At 68.3% G+C, this 16,570-nt stretch carries 19 protein-coding genes and 1 pseudogene; 10 read left to right on the top strand and 10 right to left on the bottom strand.

Annotated features, from left to right (window positions below; genetic code table 11):
• Positions 1 to 68: 68 nt before the first annotated feature.
• A complete protein-coding gene (pdxR, locus tag JC881_RS17320; RefSeq protein WP_198786935.1) occupies positions 69 to 1,607 on the bottom strand; it encodes a MocR-like pyridoxine biosynthesis transcription factor PdxR in 1,539 nt (512 codons plus the stop codon).
• A 144-nt stretch (positions 1,608 to 1,751) separates the two neighbouring features.
• Here pdxR and JC881_RS17315 point away from each other — a divergent pair, with 144 nt between their 5' ends.
• The gene (locus JC881_RS17315; protein ID WP_198786934.1) at positions 1,752 to 2,177 is read left to right on the top strand and encodes a nuclear transport factor 2 family protein; all 426 of its coding nucleotides are present in this window, start codon (positions 1,752 to 1,754) and stop codon (positions 2,175 to 2,177) included.
• Positions 2,178 to 2,311: 134 nt separating this feature from the next.
• Positions 2,312 to 3,724 carry an NAD(P)/FAD-dependent oxidoreductase gene (locus tag JC881_RS17310; protein WP_198786952.1) on the top strand — a complete coding sequence of 471 codons (1,413 nt, stop codon included), beginning with the start codon at positions 2,312 to 2,314 and terminating at the stop codon, positions 3,722 to 3,724.
• Between the two features lie 10 nt (positions 3,725 to 3,734).
• Here the strand turns inward: JC881_RS17310 and JC881_RS17305 are convergent, their stop codons facing one another.
• Positions 3,735 to 4,148, bottom strand: a complete 414-nt coding sequence (locus JC881_RS17305) for an SgcJ/EcaC family oxidoreductase (protein ID WP_198786933.1) — start codon at positions 4,146 to 4,148, stop codon at positions 3,735 to 3,737.
• Positions 4,149 to 4,241: 93 nt separating this feature from the next.
• On the opposite strand from JC881_RS17305, the gene JC881_RS17300 reads away from it, so the two are divergent.
• On the top strand, positions 4,242 to 4,691 hold the full coding sequence (locus tag JC881_RS17300; protein WP_198786932.1) for a MarR family transcriptional regulator: 450 nt from the start codon (positions 4,242 to 4,244) through the stop codon (positions 4,689 to 4,691).
• A gap of 53 nt (positions 4,692 to 4,744) precedes the next feature.
• Complete coding sequence (locus JC881_RS17295; RefSeq protein ID WP_198786931.1) at positions 4,745 to 5,209, top strand: GNAT family N-acetyltransferase; 465 nt, start codon at positions 4,745 to 4,747, stop codon at positions 5,207 to 5,209.
• Between the two features lie 119 nt (positions 5,210 to 5,328).
• Here the strand turns inward: JC881_RS17295 and JC881_RS17290 are convergent, their stop codons facing one another.
• Together JC881_RS17290 and JC881_RS17285 are read right to left on the bottom strand one after the other, a co-directional pair.
• Positions 5,329 to 5,727, bottom strand: coding sequence for a nuclear transport factor 2 family protein (locus tag JC881_RS17290; RefSeq protein ID WP_198786930.1), 399 nt, complete (start codon positions 5,725 to 5,727; stop codon positions 5,329 to 5,331).
• A gap of 80 nt (positions 5,728 to 5,807) precedes the next feature.
• Positions 5,808 to 6,158 (bottom strand): hypothetical protein, encoded by a 351-nt coding sequence (locus JC881_RS17285; RefSeq protein ID WP_198786929.1) that lies wholly within the window; start codon positions 6,156 to 6,158, stop codon positions 5,808 to 5,810.
• Between the two features lie 106 nt (positions 6,159 to 6,264).
• Here JC881_RS17285 and JC881_RS17280 point away from each other — a divergent pair, with 106 nt between their 5' ends.
• From JC881_RS17280 to JC881_RS17265, 4 genes and pseudogenes are all read left to right on the top strand, one after another.
• Complete coding sequence (locus JC881_RS17280; RefSeq protein ID WP_198786928.1) at positions 6,265 to 7,485, top strand: helix-turn-helix domain-containing protein; 1,221 nt, start codon at positions 6,265 to 6,267, stop codon at positions 7,483 to 7,485.
• A gap of 50 nt (positions 7,486 to 7,535) precedes the next feature.
• Complete coding sequence (locus tag JC881_RS17275; protein ID WP_198786927.1) at positions 7,536 to 8,207, top strand: Vgb family protein; 672 nt, start codon at positions 7,536 to 7,538, stop codon at positions 8,205 to 8,207.
• A gap of 37 nt (positions 8,208 to 8,244) precedes the next feature.
• Positions 8,245 to 9,036, top strand: a complete 792-nt coding sequence (locus JC881_RS17270) for a DUF899 domain-containing protein (RefSeq protein ID WP_198786926.1) — start codon at positions 8,245 to 8,247, stop codon at positions 9,034 to 9,036.
• Between the two features lie 23 nt (positions 9,037 to 9,059).
• Positions 9,060 to 9,641: pseudogene (locus JC881_RS17265) on the top strand (hypothetical protein); the annotation flags it as partial.
• A gap of 194 nt (positions 9,642 to 9,835) precedes the next feature.
• On the opposite strand, the gene JC881_RS17260 reads toward JC881_RS17265, so the two are convergent.
• Together JC881_RS17260 and JC881_RS17255 are read right to left on the bottom strand one after the other, a co-directional pair.
• On the bottom strand, positions 9,836 to 10,669 hold the full coding sequence (locus JC881_RS17260) for an alpha/beta hydrolase (RefSeq protein ID WP_233101850.1): 834 nt from the start codon (positions 10,667 to 10,669) through the stop codon (positions 9,836 to 9,838).
• 92 nt (positions 10,670 to 10,761) lie between these two features.
• Entirely contained in the window at positions 10,762 to 11,199 is a 438-nt protein-coding gene (locus JC881_RS17255; RefSeq protein ID WP_198786924.1) for a helix-turn-helix domain-containing protein, read from the bottom strand.
• A 79-nt stretch (positions 11,200 to 11,278) separates the two neighbouring features.
• Here JC881_RS17255 and JC881_RS17250 point away from each other — a divergent pair, with 79 nt between their 5' ends.
• Complete coding sequence (locus tag JC881_RS17250; protein ID WP_198786923.1) at positions 11,279 to 12,133, top strand: class I SAM-dependent methyltransferase; 855 nt, start codon at positions 11,279 to 11,281, stop codon at positions 12,131 to 12,133.
• A 26-nt stretch (positions 12,134 to 12,159) separates the two neighbouring features.
• Here JC881_RS17250 and JC881_RS17245 read toward each other — a convergent pair whose 3' ends face one another.
• The 3 genes from JC881_RS17245 to JC881_RS17235 form a co-directional block, all read right to left on the bottom strand.
• Complete coding sequence (locus JC881_RS17245) at positions 12,160 to 13,713, bottom strand: serine hydrolase domain-containing protein (protein WP_233101849.1); 1,554 nt, start codon at positions 13,711 to 13,713, stop codon at positions 12,160 to 12,162.
• 185 nt (positions 13,714 to 13,898) lie between these two features.
• Positions 13,899 to 14,255 carry a hypothetical protein gene (locus JC881_RS17240; protein ID WP_198786921.1) on the bottom strand — a complete coding sequence of 119 codons (357 nt, stop codon included), beginning with the start codon at positions 14,253 to 14,255 and terminating at the stop codon, positions 13,899 to 13,901.
• Between the two features lie 4 nt (positions 14,256 to 14,259).
• Positions 14,260 to 14,406, bottom strand: coding sequence for a hypothetical protein (locus JC881_RS17235; protein WP_198786920.1), 147 nt, complete (start codon positions 14,404 to 14,406; stop codon positions 14,260 to 14,262).
• Positions 14,407 to 14,485: 79 nt separating this feature from the next.
• Between JC881_RS17235 and JC881_RS17230 the strand changes: the two genes are divergently transcribed.
• Entirely contained in the window at positions 14,486 to 14,872 is a 387-nt protein-coding gene (locus JC881_RS17230; RefSeq protein ID WP_198786919.1) for a hypothetical protein, read from the top strand.
• Between the two features lie 9 nt (positions 14,873 to 14,881).
• On the opposite strand, the gene JC881_RS17225 is transcribed toward JC881_RS17230, so the two are convergent.
• A complete protein-coding gene (locus JC881_RS17225) occupies positions 14,882 to 16,561 on the bottom strand; it encodes a phospholipase D family protein (protein WP_198786918.1) in 1,680 nt (559 codons plus the stop codon).
• Between the last annotated feature and the right edge of the window lie 9 nt (positions 16,562 to 16,570).

Below are 16,570 nucleotides of genomic sequence, written 5' to 3'. Positions count from 1 at the left end.
CTTTTGGCGAAGCAAAAGAAAGTGAGTCGCCCGCCGGGGCGAGACCCGGCCTCGGGAAAGAAATCAATTCAATGCGTTCGAAGCCCCGCAGCCCGCTTCTCGCCACGCGCCAACGCCAGCTCTTCAACAGCAAGCCCAAGCGCCCGAATCCCAGCCGGAATCTGCGACGCAGCAATCGAGGACAAGCGCAGCCGAAAGAAGGGACACGGATAAGGCGGCCGTGCAAAGAACACGTCGCCAGCCTCGATCAGCACGCCATGGTTGCGCGCCATGAGAGACAGCTCCGTCGCATCCACCCAAGTAGGCGCCTGCACCCAGATGGACGCGCCCCCAGAAGGCAGCCGGAACTCGAAATCCGGCAAGTGATCCCGCAGCGCCTGCGCAGCAATGGCCAGCCGCTCCTGCATCGCGTGGTTCACCCGCCGCGCATGCGACTCGTGATGCCCGAGCGAAAGAAACAGCGCATAGGCGTGCTGCAAGAAAGCACTCGGATGCCGCACCATCGCATGCCGGATCAACCGCAGTTCCTTGATCAACGCTCGCGGCGCCACGATGAACCCCAGCCGCAGCGCAGGCGACAGGCTCTTGGACACCGAGCCCACGTAGATCACCCGCCCCGTCTTGTCGAGGCTCTTCAAGGCGGGCATCGGCGCGCCTTCGTACAGGTTCTCCGCCTCGTAGTCGTCCTCGATGATCACGAAGTCCTGCAGCTCGGCCTTGCGCAGCAGCCACTGCCGCCGCTCCAGGCTCAGCGTCGCGGTGGTCGGGCTCTGGTGCGAGGGCGTGACGAAGAGGTAATCGGCCGCGGGGAGCGCATCGACCACGAGGCCGTCTTCATCGACATCCACCTCCACCCACTTGGGCTGCCGGAGCGAAAAACTGTTGCGCGCATGCGGGTGGCCGGGCTCTTCGAGGCCCACGCGCGTCTGTTCGTCGAAGAGCGCCTCGGCCAGCAGGTAATACGCGTGCTGCGCGCCCATGGTGACGAGGATCTCTTCCTTCAGCGCGAACACGCCGCGCTTGGGCAGCAAGCGCGTGCGGATCTGCTCGATGAGGTCGGGCACGTCGTCGGTCTCGAAGTCGGGCGTCCAGTGCGGCAGCTGCGAGCGCGCGAGGCTGCGGGCGCAGCACTCGCGAAAGTCTTCGGTCGGAAAAAGCTGCGGGTCGTAGTTGCCGTAGACGAACGGGTACGGGTAATCGCGCCAGCGGTCGGGCTTGGAGAGCGTGGGCTTGTCGACCAGCGAGCGCAGCACGCGGTGCGACCACTCGGGCGGCTGGCTCGCCTGGCCGCTTCGGCCGACCAGCGGCTCGGCATGCACGGCCGAGAGCGGGCGCGCGTCGTGCGCCACGAACACGCCGCTGCGCGGGCGCGCTTCCAGGAAACCTTCGTCGATCAGCTGCAGGTAGGCCGAGGTGACGGTGTTGCGGCTCAAGCCCAGCAGCGCCGCGAGCTCGCGCGACGAGGGCAGCGGCGCGCCGGGCGCCAGGTGCTCTTCGAGGATCGCCTGCACCACGGCGGTTCGCAAACGGGCCTGCAGCGGCAGCGCCGGTTGGTCGGGCAGCGCGAAAAGCTGCGCCCACTGGGTGGATCGCGAGTTCGGGGGCATGGTGCGCCGCAGTTTAGGGCAGGCATCGCCGCGTGTGGTGCTCCAGCAGCGTTCTGGCTCGGTCGAATCCCCCCATCTGGACCTATCGCGCCGGCACCCCGCTGCCTAGGCTTGTGACATTCATTTCCGCCCCGGAGCTCCCGCGTGACCGCCCAGCCTTATTCCTCCGCTTCTTCCGCCTCTTCTTCGGTGACCACCGACACCCTCGCCGCCTTCAGCGACGCCTGGAACCGCCACGACATCGACGCGCTGATGGGCTTCATGACGCCGGACTGCATCTTCCAGACCGCTGCCGGCCCCGACGCCTGCGGCGCGCGCCATGTGGGCACCGAGGCCGTGCGCAAGGCCTTCGCGGGCGCCTGGCAGACGGTGCCCGATGCGCAGTGGGTGAACGGCCAGCACTTCGTGCACGGCGACTTCGGCACCTCGCAGTGGACCTTCACCGGCACGGCCGCCGACGGCAGCCGCATCGAGACCGACGGCATCGACGTCTTCACCTTCAGGGACGGAAAGATCCACCTGAAGAACGTGTTCCGCAAGGCCCGGCCGAACCTGCCCGCGGCCACGTAGCGCACCGCATCAGAGCAAGCACGAAGGCCGGCAGCCACCGCCTTTTTCACTGGAGCCCTCTCATGACCATCGCAGCAGGGACCGCCCGATTCACCTGTGCCGCCAGCGCCGCGACCATCGACGGCGCCGCTCCCATGCAACCGCCTCAAGACCCGTTCCGCCCCTACGACCCGCAATACGACCCGCTGCTCGCAGCCGACCCCGGCGCCGGCCGCGCCTACGCGCCCACCTGGTGGGTGGCCAGCGCGGGCACGCCGCCCGAGGACGACGGGCCGCTGCTGAACGACATCGACGTGGACGTGGCCATCATCGGCTCGGGGGCCACGGGCATGTCGACGGCGCTGTATCTCGCGCAGGAGCACGGCATCCAGGCCACGGTGCTCGAAGCCAACCAGGCCGCGTGGGGCTGCTCCAGCCGCAGCGGCGGACAGGGGCAGAACGCGAGCGGGCGCCTCAAGCGCTCGCAGTGGATCGAGCGCTGGGGCCTGGACACCGCGAAGAAGCTCGATACCGAGATCCGCAGCGGCTTCGAGAACTTCCGCCACCTCACGACGCAGATCGATTGCGATGCGTTCGATGGCGGCCACCTCTACCTCGCGCACCGGCCCGAGAAGCTCGCCGTGCTGGAGGCCGAGGCGCGCCTGATGCGCGAGACCTTCGGCTACGCGACCCGCATGATGGGCACCGAGGAACTGCGGCGCGACTACTGCGACGAGCGCGAGGCCAAGGGCGCGATGTTCGAGGCCGAGGGCGTGGGCATCCATCCGCTGAAGTTCACCTTCGGGCTGATGCGCCGGGCGCGCGCGCTGGGCGTGACGGTGCACACATCGAGCCCCGTGCAGGGCTGGCACACCATCGACGGCATTCATCACCTGCGCACGCCCGCCGGCACGGTGCGCGCGCGCCGCGTGGCGGTGTGCACCGGGGGCTACACGGGGCAGGCCCTGAGCCCCATGCTCAAGAACCGGATCATGCCGATCCTCTCGAACTCGGTGGTGACGCGGCCGCTCTCCGATGCGGAGCTGGCGGCGACCAATTTCAAGTCGCACACCTTTCTCACGGACACGCGCACGCTGCGCTTCTACTACCGCCTCTTGAAGGGCAACCGGCTGCAGATCGGCAGCCGCAGCGCGGTGAGCGGCGCCGATGCCGAAGACCCGGTGCACCTGAAGCTGCTGACCGATGCGATCGCGCGCAAGTTTCCGCCGCTCACCGACATCCGCATCGACTACTCGTGGTGGGGCTGGGTGGACATGAGCCACGACATGATGCCGCGCATCACGCAGCCCGATGCGGCCAAGCAGATCTGGTACGCGGTGGGCTACGGCGGCAACGGCGTGTCGTTCTCGACCTGGGCCGGCAAGCGGCTGGCCGAGCGCGTGGCGGGCAAGGACACGGGCAAGGACGTGTTCGAGCTGCCGATCTATCACTCGCCGCTGCCGTTCCCGAACGTGATGGGGCTGGTGGAGTCGCGCGCGTTCGCGCCGTTCCGGCGCCTCGGGCAGCGGGCGCTCTACAAGTGGTATTGGCTGCGCGACGAGAAATAGCCAGGTCAGGTCAGGAGAAGTATTTCGCCATGGCCATCAGGAGCCGGTTCCTGCGCGTGTTCTGAAATGCTGCGCACAGCCAGCGGCCTTCGCGGCGGACCATCGTGAAGGTCTGGACCTTGTTGCGGGACACGAACTCTTTCTTGCCGACGCCACCCTCGGTCAGCACGATGGCCGCGTTGTCGTCGAGCCGCTGCACCTCCAGCACCTTGATCGACATGCGGCTTCCCTTCTGCCAGCGGGCAAAGACCTGCTCGTGGACACGCTCGATGGCCGACCTGCCGACGTAGCACAGGCCGACGTAGATGACGTAGCTCGCGCTCTCGGTGAACTGCGCGGCATAGGCCTTGGCATCGCCCGCGTCCCATGCCGCTTTCATCAGGCCCAGTGCGTGCTCGATGGACGAATTCGAATCTGTAGTCATGCGATGTGCTCCGTGCAATTTGCCTGCATGCTAGCATTAGCTGCACACATGCAGGCAAATTCGGGCGACCTGGCCCTCCGTGGAATCTCCGAGATGACAACCCCGAAACAACTGAACAACCCGTATCGCCGCTATCTCGCAGCGGTCGTTCTTTTTCACCTGGCCGCCGCCGAAGACCTCGGCCTCACGGTCACCGACTACCAGGCCGGCAACATCCTGGAAATGGAAGGTGCGCTCACGAGCGGTGAGCTGGGCCAGCGCCTGGGAATGACCACCGGCGCCGCAACGCGCGCCATCGACCGACTGGTCGACGCCGGCTACGCCCGCAGAACGGTCGACCCTTCGGACAGAAGGCGGGTGGTGGTGGAGCACACGGACCTGCTGCCGAAAAACCTGGAAGGGCTGCTCGCGCATGTGAGAGCGCCCATCGCGCGGGTCGTCGAGCAGCTGAGCCCCGAGCAGCTGTCCGGTTTGCAGCTCTACCTGGAAGGTGCCACGACGGCCTACGTGGAAGCGTTGGCGCAACTGGGCAACGATCGGTGACCCCCGAGGCTGTGTTGCAATCGAACGCTCCGCAACGCGCAGGCTGCCCACGCATGACGACCTCCTCTCTCCTGATTCGCCCCCCGGTGCCCGAAGACTACGAAGGCTGGAAGCCGCTCTGGGACGGCTACAACGCCTTCTACGGACGCGAAGGCCCGACCGCATTGCCCGACGAGATCACGCAGGTCACGTGGCAGCGTTTCTTCGATGCGTACGAGCCCATGCATGCGCTCGTTGCAGAACGCGACGGGCGGCTCGTGGGGCTCACGCACTACGTCTTTCACCGCAGCATGACGCGCATCGAGCCGACCTGCTATCTGTCGGACCTGTTCACGCTGTCATCGGAACGCGGCCAGGGCGTCGGAAGGCAATTGATCGAGGGCGTGTACGCGCATGTGAAGCGCGTGGGCGGCCACCGCGTCTACTGGCAGACGCATGTGACCAACACGGCCGGGCGCACGCTCTACGACAAGGTGGCCACGCACGACGGGTTCATCGTGTACGGCACGCTGGTCTGATACGGGTTACGTTCGAAAAGACAAACCGTTCGCGCTGAGCTTGTCGAAGCGCCGCGCAAGGCTTCGACAAGCTCAGCCCGAACGGTTTTGGATCGAACGCAATGCCGTATGAGCGCCGATTACGACAAGGACGATGTCGCCTGCAGCATCGCGCCCATCTTCTCGTGGATGAGGTTCACGGCCTTCAGCGGGCGCAGCATCACCTTGAATTCGACGATCTTGCCTGCGTCGTTCCACTTGATCATGTCCACGCCGTTGACCGAGATGCCATCGATCTCGACCTCGAACTCGAGCACCGCATCGCGCTCGCCCTTGAGCTCGCGCACGTAGCGGAAGGTCTCGTTGAAGAACACGTGAAAGGCCGCGCCCAGGTACTTCGCGGTGATGGCCTTGCCCAGCTGCGGCTTGTGCACCACGGGCGAGAGGAAGACGGCGTTGTCGTCCAGGAGGGCATCGAGGCCCTTCACGTCGCGCGTCGTGACGAGCCGGTGCCAGGTGGCGAGGGTGTCGATGGTCATCAGGGTCTCCTCATGCGGTGGTGCGCAGGAGTCTAGCGGCCATCCGGGCGCGGGATCGCAAGCCCGCAGCCTGCCGCGCCTCAGTACTTGATGGTGACGCCGGCCTTCACCCCGTTGTTGGCCTTGCCGTCGGAGGTCACGCCGCCGTTGAACGACATGCTGCCGCCCGTGCTCGCGCCCAGCGAGTAGACGGGCCGGGGCATCGAGGTGTCGGTGCCGATGTAGGTGCCGCTGCCGTCGGGCCGCTCCACGCCGACCGTCGCGCCCTTGGTGTAGGCCGAGGTTTCAGTCGAGTTGACGTTGGGGGCGACGTAGACGGTGCCCTTGTCGCTGCTGTCCACGGGCACCTTCACCGGTTCGGCGGTGGCCATGGCGCACCATGTTGCGCACCAGGCGGCTGCGCTCATCCATACGAGGGTCGATTTGCTCATCGGGCGATCCTGCGGACCCGGGCGCCTCGCGCGTGTAGGACAAGAGGAAGCATCCCGGACGGACGCGGGGGCCGGCGGCGCCCGCCCCGGTGTAGCCTCGGCGCCCATGGATTCCCTGATCGCCGCCTCCGCTCGCGCCCTTGCCGCCGGGGACGCGCTCGGCGCCCTCAAGCGCGTTGCGCTGCGCGACGATCCGCCCGCGCTGGCGCTGCGCGGCATCGCGATGGCGCAACTGGGCGAGCACCCGCGCGCCCGCGAGCTGCTGCGCCGCGCGGCGCGTGCCTTCGGCGCGCACGAAGAGCTCGCGCGTGCGCGCTGCGTGGTCGCCGAGGCCGAAGTGGCGATGGCCATGCGCGACTTCGGTGGCACGCCGCGTGCGCTCGCGGCGGCCGCGGCCACGCTGGAAGCGCACGACGATTTCGCCAATGCGCGGCAGGCGCGGCTCATCGCGGCGCGCCGGCTGCTGCTCATCGGGCGCCTGGACGAAGCCGCCGCCGCGCTCGCGCTGCTCGAGGGCCAGGCGCTGTCGCCGCCGCTGGCTGCCGTGGCCGAGCTCACCGCGGCCGAGCTCGCGTTGCGCTCGCTGCGCATCGGCCCCGCGCGCGCATCGCTCGCCCGCGCGCAAGAGGCGGCCGGGCGCGCCCGCGTGCCGGCGCTCGCGGCCGAGGTGGCGGAGGCGCAGGCCGCGCTCGACCGCCCCGCCGCGCGGCGGCTTTTTCCCGGCGGCGAGCAGGCGCTGCGCCTCGATGAAGTCGCGGCGCTGCTGGCCTCGGACGCCCTGGTGGTCGATGCCTGCCGCCGCGGCGTGGGCGCGGGTGACGCATGGCGGCCGCTCGCGCGCCGGCCCGTGCTCTTCGCGCTGGCGCGCGCGCTCGCCGAGGCATGGCCCGGCGACGTCGAGCGCGAAGCGCTGATCGCCTACGCCTTCAACACCCGCTACCCCGACGAGACGCTGCGCGCGCGCCTGCGCGTGGAGATCGGCCGGCTGCGCGCGCTCGTCGCGGCACAGGCGGGCATCGAGGCCACCGCGCGCGGCTTTGCGCTCAAGCCGCGCGACGGGCGCGAGGTGGTGCTGATCGCGCCGCCCATCGATGGCGAGCAGGCCTCGCTGGTGGCGCTGCTGTCCGACGGCGCGGCATGGTCGACCTCGGCCCTCGCGCTCGCGCTGGATGCGAGCCAGCGCACCGTACAGCGCGCCCTCGCCGAGCTGGAGGCCGAGGGGCGTGTGCGCGCCATCGGCCGCGCGCGGGCGCAGCGCTGGCTTGCGCCGCCGCTCGCGGGATTCACGACGATCTTGTTACTCCCCGCTTCGCTGCCGATTGAATAGAGTTGTCTCCAGGGCGCCGATCCACGGCGCACACCCCCAAGGAGCCAACGATGAACAGCAGCAAAGACACCCCCAGGGCAGCAGTGCGCACGGCCGAGATCGTGCGCGAGTACGGCCCCTTCGCGGGCGTGGACAAGGTGGGCGGCGTGACCCACGACGGCCAGCGCGTGTGGGCCGCCACCGGCGCCCGGCTGATCGCCTTCGACCCCGAAAGCGGCGAGCACACCCGCACGCTGGACCGCGCCGCCGATGCCGGCACCGCCTTCGACGGCAAGCACCTCTACCAGATCGCCGAGGAGCGCATCGACAAGATCGACCCGGCCACGGGCGACGTGCTGCAGTCGATTCCCGCGCCCGGCCACGGCGCCGACTCGGGCCTCACCTGGGCCGAGGGAAGCCTGTGGGTCGGGCAGTACCGCGACCGCAAGATCCACCAGATCGACCCCGCCACCGGCGACGTGCTGCGCACCATCGAATCGAACCGTTTCGTGACCGGCGTGACCTGGGTCGATGGCGAGCTCTGGCACGCGACCTGGGAGGGCGACGAGAGCGAGCTGCGCCACATCGATCCGCACAGCGGCGCCGTGCTCGAGCGGCTGGAGATGCCGCGCGGCGTGAACATCAGCGGCCTCGAATCCGATGGGGCCGATCTCTTCTATTGCGGCGGCGGCGGCACCGGCAAGGTGCGCGCCGTGCGCCGCCCCAGATCCGCCCGGGCCTGAAGAGGCCCGCAGACAACCTCGATTCAAGGAGAACGCCATGAACACCCTCACTGCGGAAACCAGTTTGAAGAACCACCCCGTCGTCTCGAAGGACCGATGGCTCACCCAGCGCAAGGCGCTGCTGGCGCGCGAGAAAGAGCTGAGCCACCTGCGCGACGAGATCGCCCGCGAGCGCCGCGCCCTGCCGTGGACGCGCGTCGCGAAGGACTACACCTTCGACACGCCCGAAGGCCAGCGCACGCTCGCCGACCTCTTCGAAGGCCGCCGCCAGCTGGTGGTGCAGCACTTCATGTTCGGCCCGGACTGGGAGCAAGGCTGCCCGAGCTGCTCGTACATGGCCGACCACATCGCGGGCATGAAGGTGCACCTGGAACACCGCGACGTGACGATGCTGGTCGTCTCGCGCGCGCCGCTGGCCGAGATCGAGCGCTTTCGCGCGCGCATGGGCTGGCAGTTCAAGTGGGTGTCGGCGTACGAGAGCGACTTCAATTACGACTTCGGCGTGAGCTTCAAGCCGCGGGAGTGGGCCGAGGGCAAAGGCGAGGTCTACTACAACTACAGCGTTCGGCCCTTCCCCGCAGAGGAAGCGCCCGGCGTGAGCGTGTTCTACAAGGACGACGCGGGCGAGGTGTTCCACACCTACTCGACCTACGAGCGCGGCGTCGAAGTGATGATGGGCACGTACAACCTGCTCGACCTCACCCCGAAGGGACGCGACGAGCACAACCCGGTCTACACGATGGATTGGGTGCGGCACCACGACCGCTACGAGCCGGCGCCGGAGGCGGCGAAGCCCGCGGCGGGCTCGTGCTGCCACGGCAGCGATTGAACGCTGAACGCGCGGAGCATGTCGTGGCAGACACAGGCCTTTGGCCCTGGCTCGCGGTCGCGGGCGTCGGCGCCCTGCATGGGCTGAACCCCGCCACGGGCTGGATGCTGGCCGCGGCGTGGGGCGTGCGCTCGGGGGACCGGGCGCAGGCACTGCGGGCGTTGATGCCGATCGCCGTCGGCCATGTGGCATCGATCGCGCTGGTGGCCGGCGCGGTGGCGTTCGGGCTGTCGATGGACCGCACGGTGGTGCAGGTGCTGGCGGGCGGCCTCTTCGTGGCAGTCGCGGTGCTTCACCTGTGGGGCCGCGCGCCGAAGGTTGCGCGCGCGCCGGCAGGGCATGCAGGGCTCGCGCTCTGGTCTTTCATGATGTCCACCGCGCATGGTGCCGGGCTGATGCTGGTGCCGGCGCTGATCCCGCTGTGCATGGGAGATGGCGCGGGCAGACAGATCGCAGCATCCGATTCGCTGATGCTCGCGTTCGCGGCTGTCGGCGTTCACACGACGGCGATGCTCGCCGTCACGGGCTCGATCGCGAGTGGGGTTTGCCGTGGCTTCGATGCGGGTGCGTTCTGGCTTCGCCGCGTCTACTTGCGCACACGTCCGCGCTTGAACCGCAGGAACATGCCCATCGCGAGCGCCGCCAGTATTGCCCCCAGGATGAACTGCCCGACGATGGCGGCAAGCGCAGCAGCGGAGATCAACCCGAACCCGATGGCGCCATCCACCAGGTGGAGGAACGCCTCCAGCTTGCCGATGCGTTGAAACTTCATCACTGGCTTTTCAAATTTGACGGCAACTCACGCCGCCTTCGGCTCCGGCAAAACCGCCGTCAACGCGAAGTCGATGAGCCGCAGCCACGTTTCCTCGAGACCCATGATGTTGTAGTGGTCCGAGCCCGGCACGGTCTCCACGCTCACCGGCGTCGGCCATGCGGCGATGAGCTTCTGCGAACGCTCGGGCAACACCACGTCGTCGCGCTCGGCCAACAGCACCTGCGTCTTCGCGGCAACCTCTGCGCAATGCGTGAGCGAGTCGAAGCGGTTGCGCAGCAGCAGCGACAGCGGCACGAGCGGGAAGCGCCGCTTCGCCACTTCGAGCATCGAGTCGTAGGGCGTGACCAGTTGCAGGCTCGCGAACTCCTGCCGCGCCACGAGCTGGATGGCCACGCCCGTGCCCAGGCTGCGACCGACGACGTGCAGGCGCGCATTCGGGAAGGCGCGGCGCAGGTGTTTGGCGAACTGGCCGCCGTCTTCGACTGAGGCGATCTCCGAGGGCTGCCCCTGCGAATCGGCCACGCCGCGGTAGTTGATCGCGGCGAAGCCGAAGCCCTCGGGCAGCCAGTGCAGCGCCTGCGCGGTCGCGCGGACGTCTTCGCTGCGGCCCGCGAAATAGATGAACAGGTCCTGCACCGCCTCCTCGCCCTGCGGGTGGTAGACGTAGCCGCGGACCATGCCGCCGGGCACCGTGTGCGAGTAGGTGGAAAAGTCGTCCGACAAATGAACGACGGGGTGCTTGCGGGCGTTGAAGAGGATGTGGCCCTGGCGCGTGGCCAGGAGGGTCCAGTAGGCGGCGAGGCTGCCGATGGCGGCGGCCGAAGCGGAGAGTGCGATGCGGGCGGCTTTGGATGACAAGGTTTCTTTTCCCTGGAGCAATGGCATGGAGGCGCGGAGCCGGTGCAAAGGCGCTAGTTTCGCCTCGTTCGCGGATGGGGTTGTGTCAGAAATCAGTTCCCCGGCGGGTGGGGGGTTTTCCTCTTTCGCCCGCCGATGGCACCCGATGCGGCCGCCTTCAGGATGCGTCGGAACGTGGGGCACGCCATGTGGCTCGGCGCGGGGCACACGGCCGCGTGGCGCAGGCCGTCGCGCAGGGCGCCGAGCTTGCGGATGGTGCGGTCGAGCTCGTCGGCCTTGGCCGCGAGCATCTGCCGGTCGATGCGCGGGCCGCCCTCGGGCGCGAACATGCGCGCGATTTCATTGAGCGAAAAACCAGCGGCGCGCCCCACCGTGATGAGCGCCAGGCGCTCCAGCACGCCGGGGTCGAACAGGCGGCGCAGGCCGCGCCGGCCGGTGGAGGCGATCAGCCCCTTTTCGTCGTAGAACCGCAGCGTCGAGGCCGGAATGCCCGATTGCCGTGCCACCTCGGCGATGTCCAGATGTTGCACCTCTTGACCTCAAGTCGACTTGAAGTTGCACAGTCTAGCCACCGCCTCCTTTTTCGAGGCACATCAAAGGATCAGGACCATGAACGCTCAGCAATCGAACGACAACGAACAGGCCGCACTCTGGAACGGACGCGCCGGCCGCGCATGGATCGACGGGCAGGCGACGCTCGACCGGATGTTCGCCTCGTTCGAAGACCTGCTCGCCGACACGGTGCGCGCCACGTCGGCGCGCCGGGTGCTCGACGTGGGCTGCGGCACGGGTGGCACGACGCTCGCTGCGGCGCGGGCGGCCGGCGCGCAGGGCGAATGCCTCGGCGTCGATATCTCGCAGCCGATGATCGCGGTGGCCCGCGAACGCGCCGCGCACGAAGGCTCGACCGCCCGCTTCGTCGCCGCCGACGTGCAGACGCACGCCTTCGAGCCCGCGCGCTTCGACCTCGTCATTTCGCGCTTTGGCGTGATGTTCTTCGACGACCCCGTGGCGGCCTTCGCGAACCTGCGCCGCGCGGCGAACGCCGGTGCGCGGCTGCAGGCCGTCGCATGGCGAAGCGCCGCGGAGAACCCGTACATGACGACGGCCGAGCGCGCGGCGGCGCGGTTGCTGCCGAACATGCCGGCGCGGCAGCCGGGGGCGCCGGGGCAGTTCGCGTTTGCGGACCGGCATCGTGTCGCGTCCATCCTGCAAGCCAGTGGATGGACCGAAATCGACATCCAGCCAATCGACGTGGACTGCACCTTTCCCGAGAAAGACCTGGTCGGCTATTTCACGCGGCTCGGCGCCGTCGGCCAGGTCCTGGAGGACGCGGACGAAGCGACACGCCGGCAGGTCATCGGCACCTTGCGCACCGCCTTCGAGCCGTTCGTGCAGGGGGATGAAGTGCACTTCACGGCGGCCTGCTGGCTGATCGGCGCGAAGGCGCCCGCGCATGCCTGAGGCCTCCTGGTGCTTGGCAACTGCGACTACTCCGCTGCCCTGCCTTGCATGTGCGCCCTCAAGCCGCGGTTGTTCTCGAAGGCCACGTTCACGCGCTGTCCGTCGAAGCGCAGGGTGTACATCGCCACCTCGTCTTCGCCGAGCACGCGCGAGTCGATGCGAAAGCTCTGCGCGTCCAGCCAGTGGCCCTTGACTGCAACGGGCGCGTTGGGGGCCTTGTCGTTGATGCGGAAAAGGCCGTCCAGGCCGATCGGTCCTGCCAACGGTTGCGCAGTTGCGCCGGACTCCTTGCCGTCGAACACGATCTCGTAGCTCGGCGTCGCGGCCTTCAGGTCGAGCACCAGGCTCCTGATGCCCAGCATGTTGCGATCGAACTGCCAGACCTTGCCGGAGACCGCGGCCGCGAGCTCGGGTGCGGGCGTGACCGCGCTCGGCTTCTCGATGGCCGCATCGCGGATGCGGTCCGCCAACTGCGCCTGTGCGGCGGTGTCCGCGGGAAGCGGCTGCGCCGAGCGCGCGGCGGCGACGACCATGTCGATGAACGGCGCCATCGGGAAGTTGCGCCGGCTCGTGGTCACGGCGACCACGTCGACCTCGGGCAGCACGACGATCAGTTGCCGGTTGTAGCCCGCCGCGATGTAGGCGCGCTTCTCCGGAATGGTCCACCAACCATTGGCGTAGCTGTAGGCCGGCGTCGCACCGAAGCCCATGTCGACGGAAGCGCTGAACACCTTCTCCACCCATTCGGCGGGCAGCAGTTGCCGGCCCGCCCACTGGCCCTTGCGCAAGTAGAGGTAGCCGATCTTCGCCATGTCGCGCGGCTGCAGGTAGAGGCCGAAGCCGCCGGCCTCGATGCCCTGCGGGTCCTTGATCCAGCGCACATCGCCGATACCCAGCGGCGCGAACAGGCGTTTCTGCGCATAGGCCAGCGTGCTGCCGCCGGTCTTCTTCGCGACGATGGCCGACAGCAGGTGCGAGTTGCCGCTGTTGTAGTTGAAGCCGGCGCCGGGCGCCTGCGCCATCGGGCGGTCGAGCACAAAGCCCTGCCAGTCGCGGCTGCGGCGTAGCTGGATCAGGCTCTCGGGCACGCTGGCGTCGAGCTTTTCCTTCCAGTCGAGGCCCGAGGTCTGGTCGAGCAGGTGCCCGAGGGTGATCGACTTCTTGGCGGCATCGGCGTTGGCCACCGTGCGGTCGGAAAAGAACTCGAGCACGGGCTGGTCGCGCGAGGCCAGCAGGCCGTCTTGAATGGCCATGCCGGTGAGCGTGCCGACGACGGCCTTGGTGACGGAGTTGACCGTGTGCTTCAGGCCCGCACGGTACGGCGCGTAGTAGGCCTCGGCGACCAGCTTGCCGTGGCGCGTGACGAGGATGCTGTCCAGGCTGTTCGCTCCGCTGCGTTCGACCAGCCTGGCAAGCGCCGCCGAGTCCATGCCTTGTTCCTCGGGCGTGCTCGTGGCCCAGCCGGCGGTGGGCCACGCAGCGGGCTCGTCGGCCAGCGCGGCCTTGAGCGGCAGCGCTGCGAGCAACAGGGCAGTTGCGAGGTGAGCCAGTGAAGAAGCTGTCTTTCCGTGCACACGCATCGCCGGTCTCCGCGGTTGTTTGGCGCCGATCATATCGACGCCCTGCACCGCGGCATCGACGCGCTACAGGCCCGGCCGCGGTGCCACGCACCGGCAGGCGCTCGCGCGCGTGGGGGCGCTGGCGGCATCGATGGCGCGGGCGGCGGGCGGGCCGGCGCATTGACGCGGACGGAGCCGCTGCCCGCTCAGTGCAGGCCCTCGTAGCGGCTCTTCAGCGCCGTGCAGGCTGCGTCGAACTGCTCGTAGTACGCATCGATGAAGGCTTCTTCATCGGCGGTTTGATCGAGCAGCGTGGAGAGCACGCCGATCTTCTGCGCGCGGGCAAAGGCCGCGAGGTCTTCGATCGCCGTCTCGTGCACGTCTTCCAGCGCATCGAGAGAGCCCGCGTTCCTCACGGCGTAGTCGAGGGCCCACATGCAATGGATGGCCTGCTCGGCGGGCGTGAGCGATGCCTCGCCTTGCGCCGCCCTCTTCCCGATGATCTCGTCGCCGGCTTCCAGGAGCCAGGTCTCCATGTCGTCCGCATCGTTCGCCGCGCTCATGACTTCATTTGTCCTTCCTGTCGATGGCCAGGGACGCCGCGATGCCCAGCGCGAGCCCGATGCCGATTCCCATGCCGATGTTGTCCAGTGCCAGGCCGATGGCAACGCCCACGGCCAGGCCCGCTCCGATGCCCAGGCTCTTGCTTTTCATCGGCGCAGTTTATTCACCGGTGCCGCGTGCAAGACGTATTCTTTGGCAACAAACCTTCAATGCCAGGGGCCTTGACCACATGACCACGCCGACCACGCCACCCGCCCCTTCACCTTCTCTTTCACCTTCTTCGTCCCCGCCCGGCCCCTCGCCCGAAGCGCTGGAGCGCATGCTGGCCGCGGGCCGCGACGGTGCGCTGCTGCGCATGAGCCTCGCGCTCGCCTACCACCGGCGGGAGGACCCGCAGACGGCCCTTGCACACGTCGAGAAGGCGCTGGCCTTCGATCCGGACTTCACGGCCGCGGGCCGGCTGCACGGGCTCATCGCGCTGGCATTGGGCGACAACGCGACGGCCGAGAAGGCGTTTGCGAAAGCGCTCGACGTGGCGCAGCGGCGCGGCGAGCTTCAGCTGGTGAAGGAACTCACCGTGCGCCTGCGGCGGCTGCGCCCCGCGGCGCCGCGCTGAGCTCGAGCCCTAGAGCTCCTGCTCGGGAATGAACGGCGCCAGCAGGCGCAATCGCAGGCGCTGCCACGCGGTGGTTTCCGGCGGCACGTCGAAGACCGTCTGCTTGCCGTCGTCGTCTTCCTCCACCCATTCGACGTTCTGGCTGGCGGCATTCAGGCGCAGCGTGTAGACGCTGCCCGCATCCGCGAAGCTCTCGAGCTGCCGCGCCATTTCCTCGCTCTGGATGATCAGGCCCAGCTCGGTGTTGAGCCTGGCCGAGCGCGGGTCGAGGTTCATCGAGCCGAGGAACACCTCCTTGTGATCGAGGATCGCGTTCTTCATGTGCAGCGCGCCGGTGCGGTGCCCGAAGATGCCGAGCTTGCGGCGCTTGACGCTCAGCGACGGGCTGATCTCGTAGATGGTGACGCCCGCGGCCAGCAGCGCCTTGATGTGCGGCCAGTAGCCCACGTAGACCCAGGGCTCGTCGGTCGATGCGAGCGAATTGGTCACCAGTTCCACCCCCAGCCCCGCCTTGCGTGCCCGCACGAGATTGGCCACCGCCTCGTCGCTCGGCACGAAATACGGCGACACCATCTTGATGTTCTTGTCGGCGCCCATGAGCCAGTGGATGACGCCTTCGGTGACGGTGCCCTTGATCGAGCCTTCGCGCTCGTTGAGCCCCTCTGTCTTGGTCAGCGGATCGAACAGCACCCGCGCGTTGGCCCACAGCAGCGGGCTCAAGCGGCCGTTCGCCAGCTCGAAGGGCAGGTTGAGCATGGGCACGATCTCCAGTGGCACGAGGGCCGGATCGCCGTCGGTCGGATGGGTCGGCCTGCCGTCCTGCGGCATCTCGGTCGCCGTGGGGGGCCTCGCGTTCGCGGTCTGGCGCTCGAAGTTGTCCTGCAGCTGCGCGCGGCTCGATGAACTGTGCGCGATGCGCTCCAGCGGGTAGACGACCTCGCTGTTCCAGTAATGGTCGAACTCGGCGGACAGGTCGCGCACCACCGGGCCGGCCACGAACGTGTCCATGTCGATGAAGTTGCTGCCCTCGGCATTCATCACGTACTCGTCGGCCATGTTGCGGCCACCGGCGACGGCGGCCGCGTTGTCCGCGACGAAGAGCTTGTTGTGCATGCGCCGGTTCACGCGGCGGAACTCCAGGCCGGAGCTGATGAAGCGGGTGAGCTGGCTGCCGCGCCCGCCGGGGAACGGGTTGAACAGGCGCACCTCGACGTTGGGGTAGCTGGCAAGGCCCAGCAGCAGGTCGTCTTCGCCGGAGGTGTAGAGGTCGTCGACCAAAAGGCGCACGCGAACGCCGCGCGCTGCGGCGTCGCGCATCGCGCGCATCAGGGAGCGGCCGGTGTTGTCGCCCTGCAGGAGGTAGTACTGCACGTCGAGGCTGCGGCTGGCGAGCTTGGTCAGTTCGATGCGCGTGGCGAACGAATTGGGGCCGTAGGGCTGCAGAAGAAAACCCGAGCGGCCGTCGGTGGGAAGCACCTTCTGCGTGAGGGCGGCCAGGGGCGTCTGCGCGTAGCTGCCGATGGCCTCGCTCGGCGGGGTGGCGATCCGCGGAGGCAGGCTCGAGCACGCTGCGAGTGCGACCGCGAAGGCGAGGGCCACGGTCGAGCGAAGCACGGACCGGGCGGGGATGCGCAGCAACGCCGTTCTGCGGACAGACGAGAGGAAATCCAGAAGCAGTTTGATCGTCATACTTTTTTC

The sequence above is a fragment of the Variovorax sp. IB41 genome, assembly GCF_016405905.1.
In the GTDB taxonomy this organism is placed as follows: Bacteria; Pseudomonadota; Gammaproteobacteria; order Burkholderiales; family Burkholderiaceae_C; genus Variovorax.
This window is presented reverse-complemented; position numbering and strand designations above follow the sequence as displayed.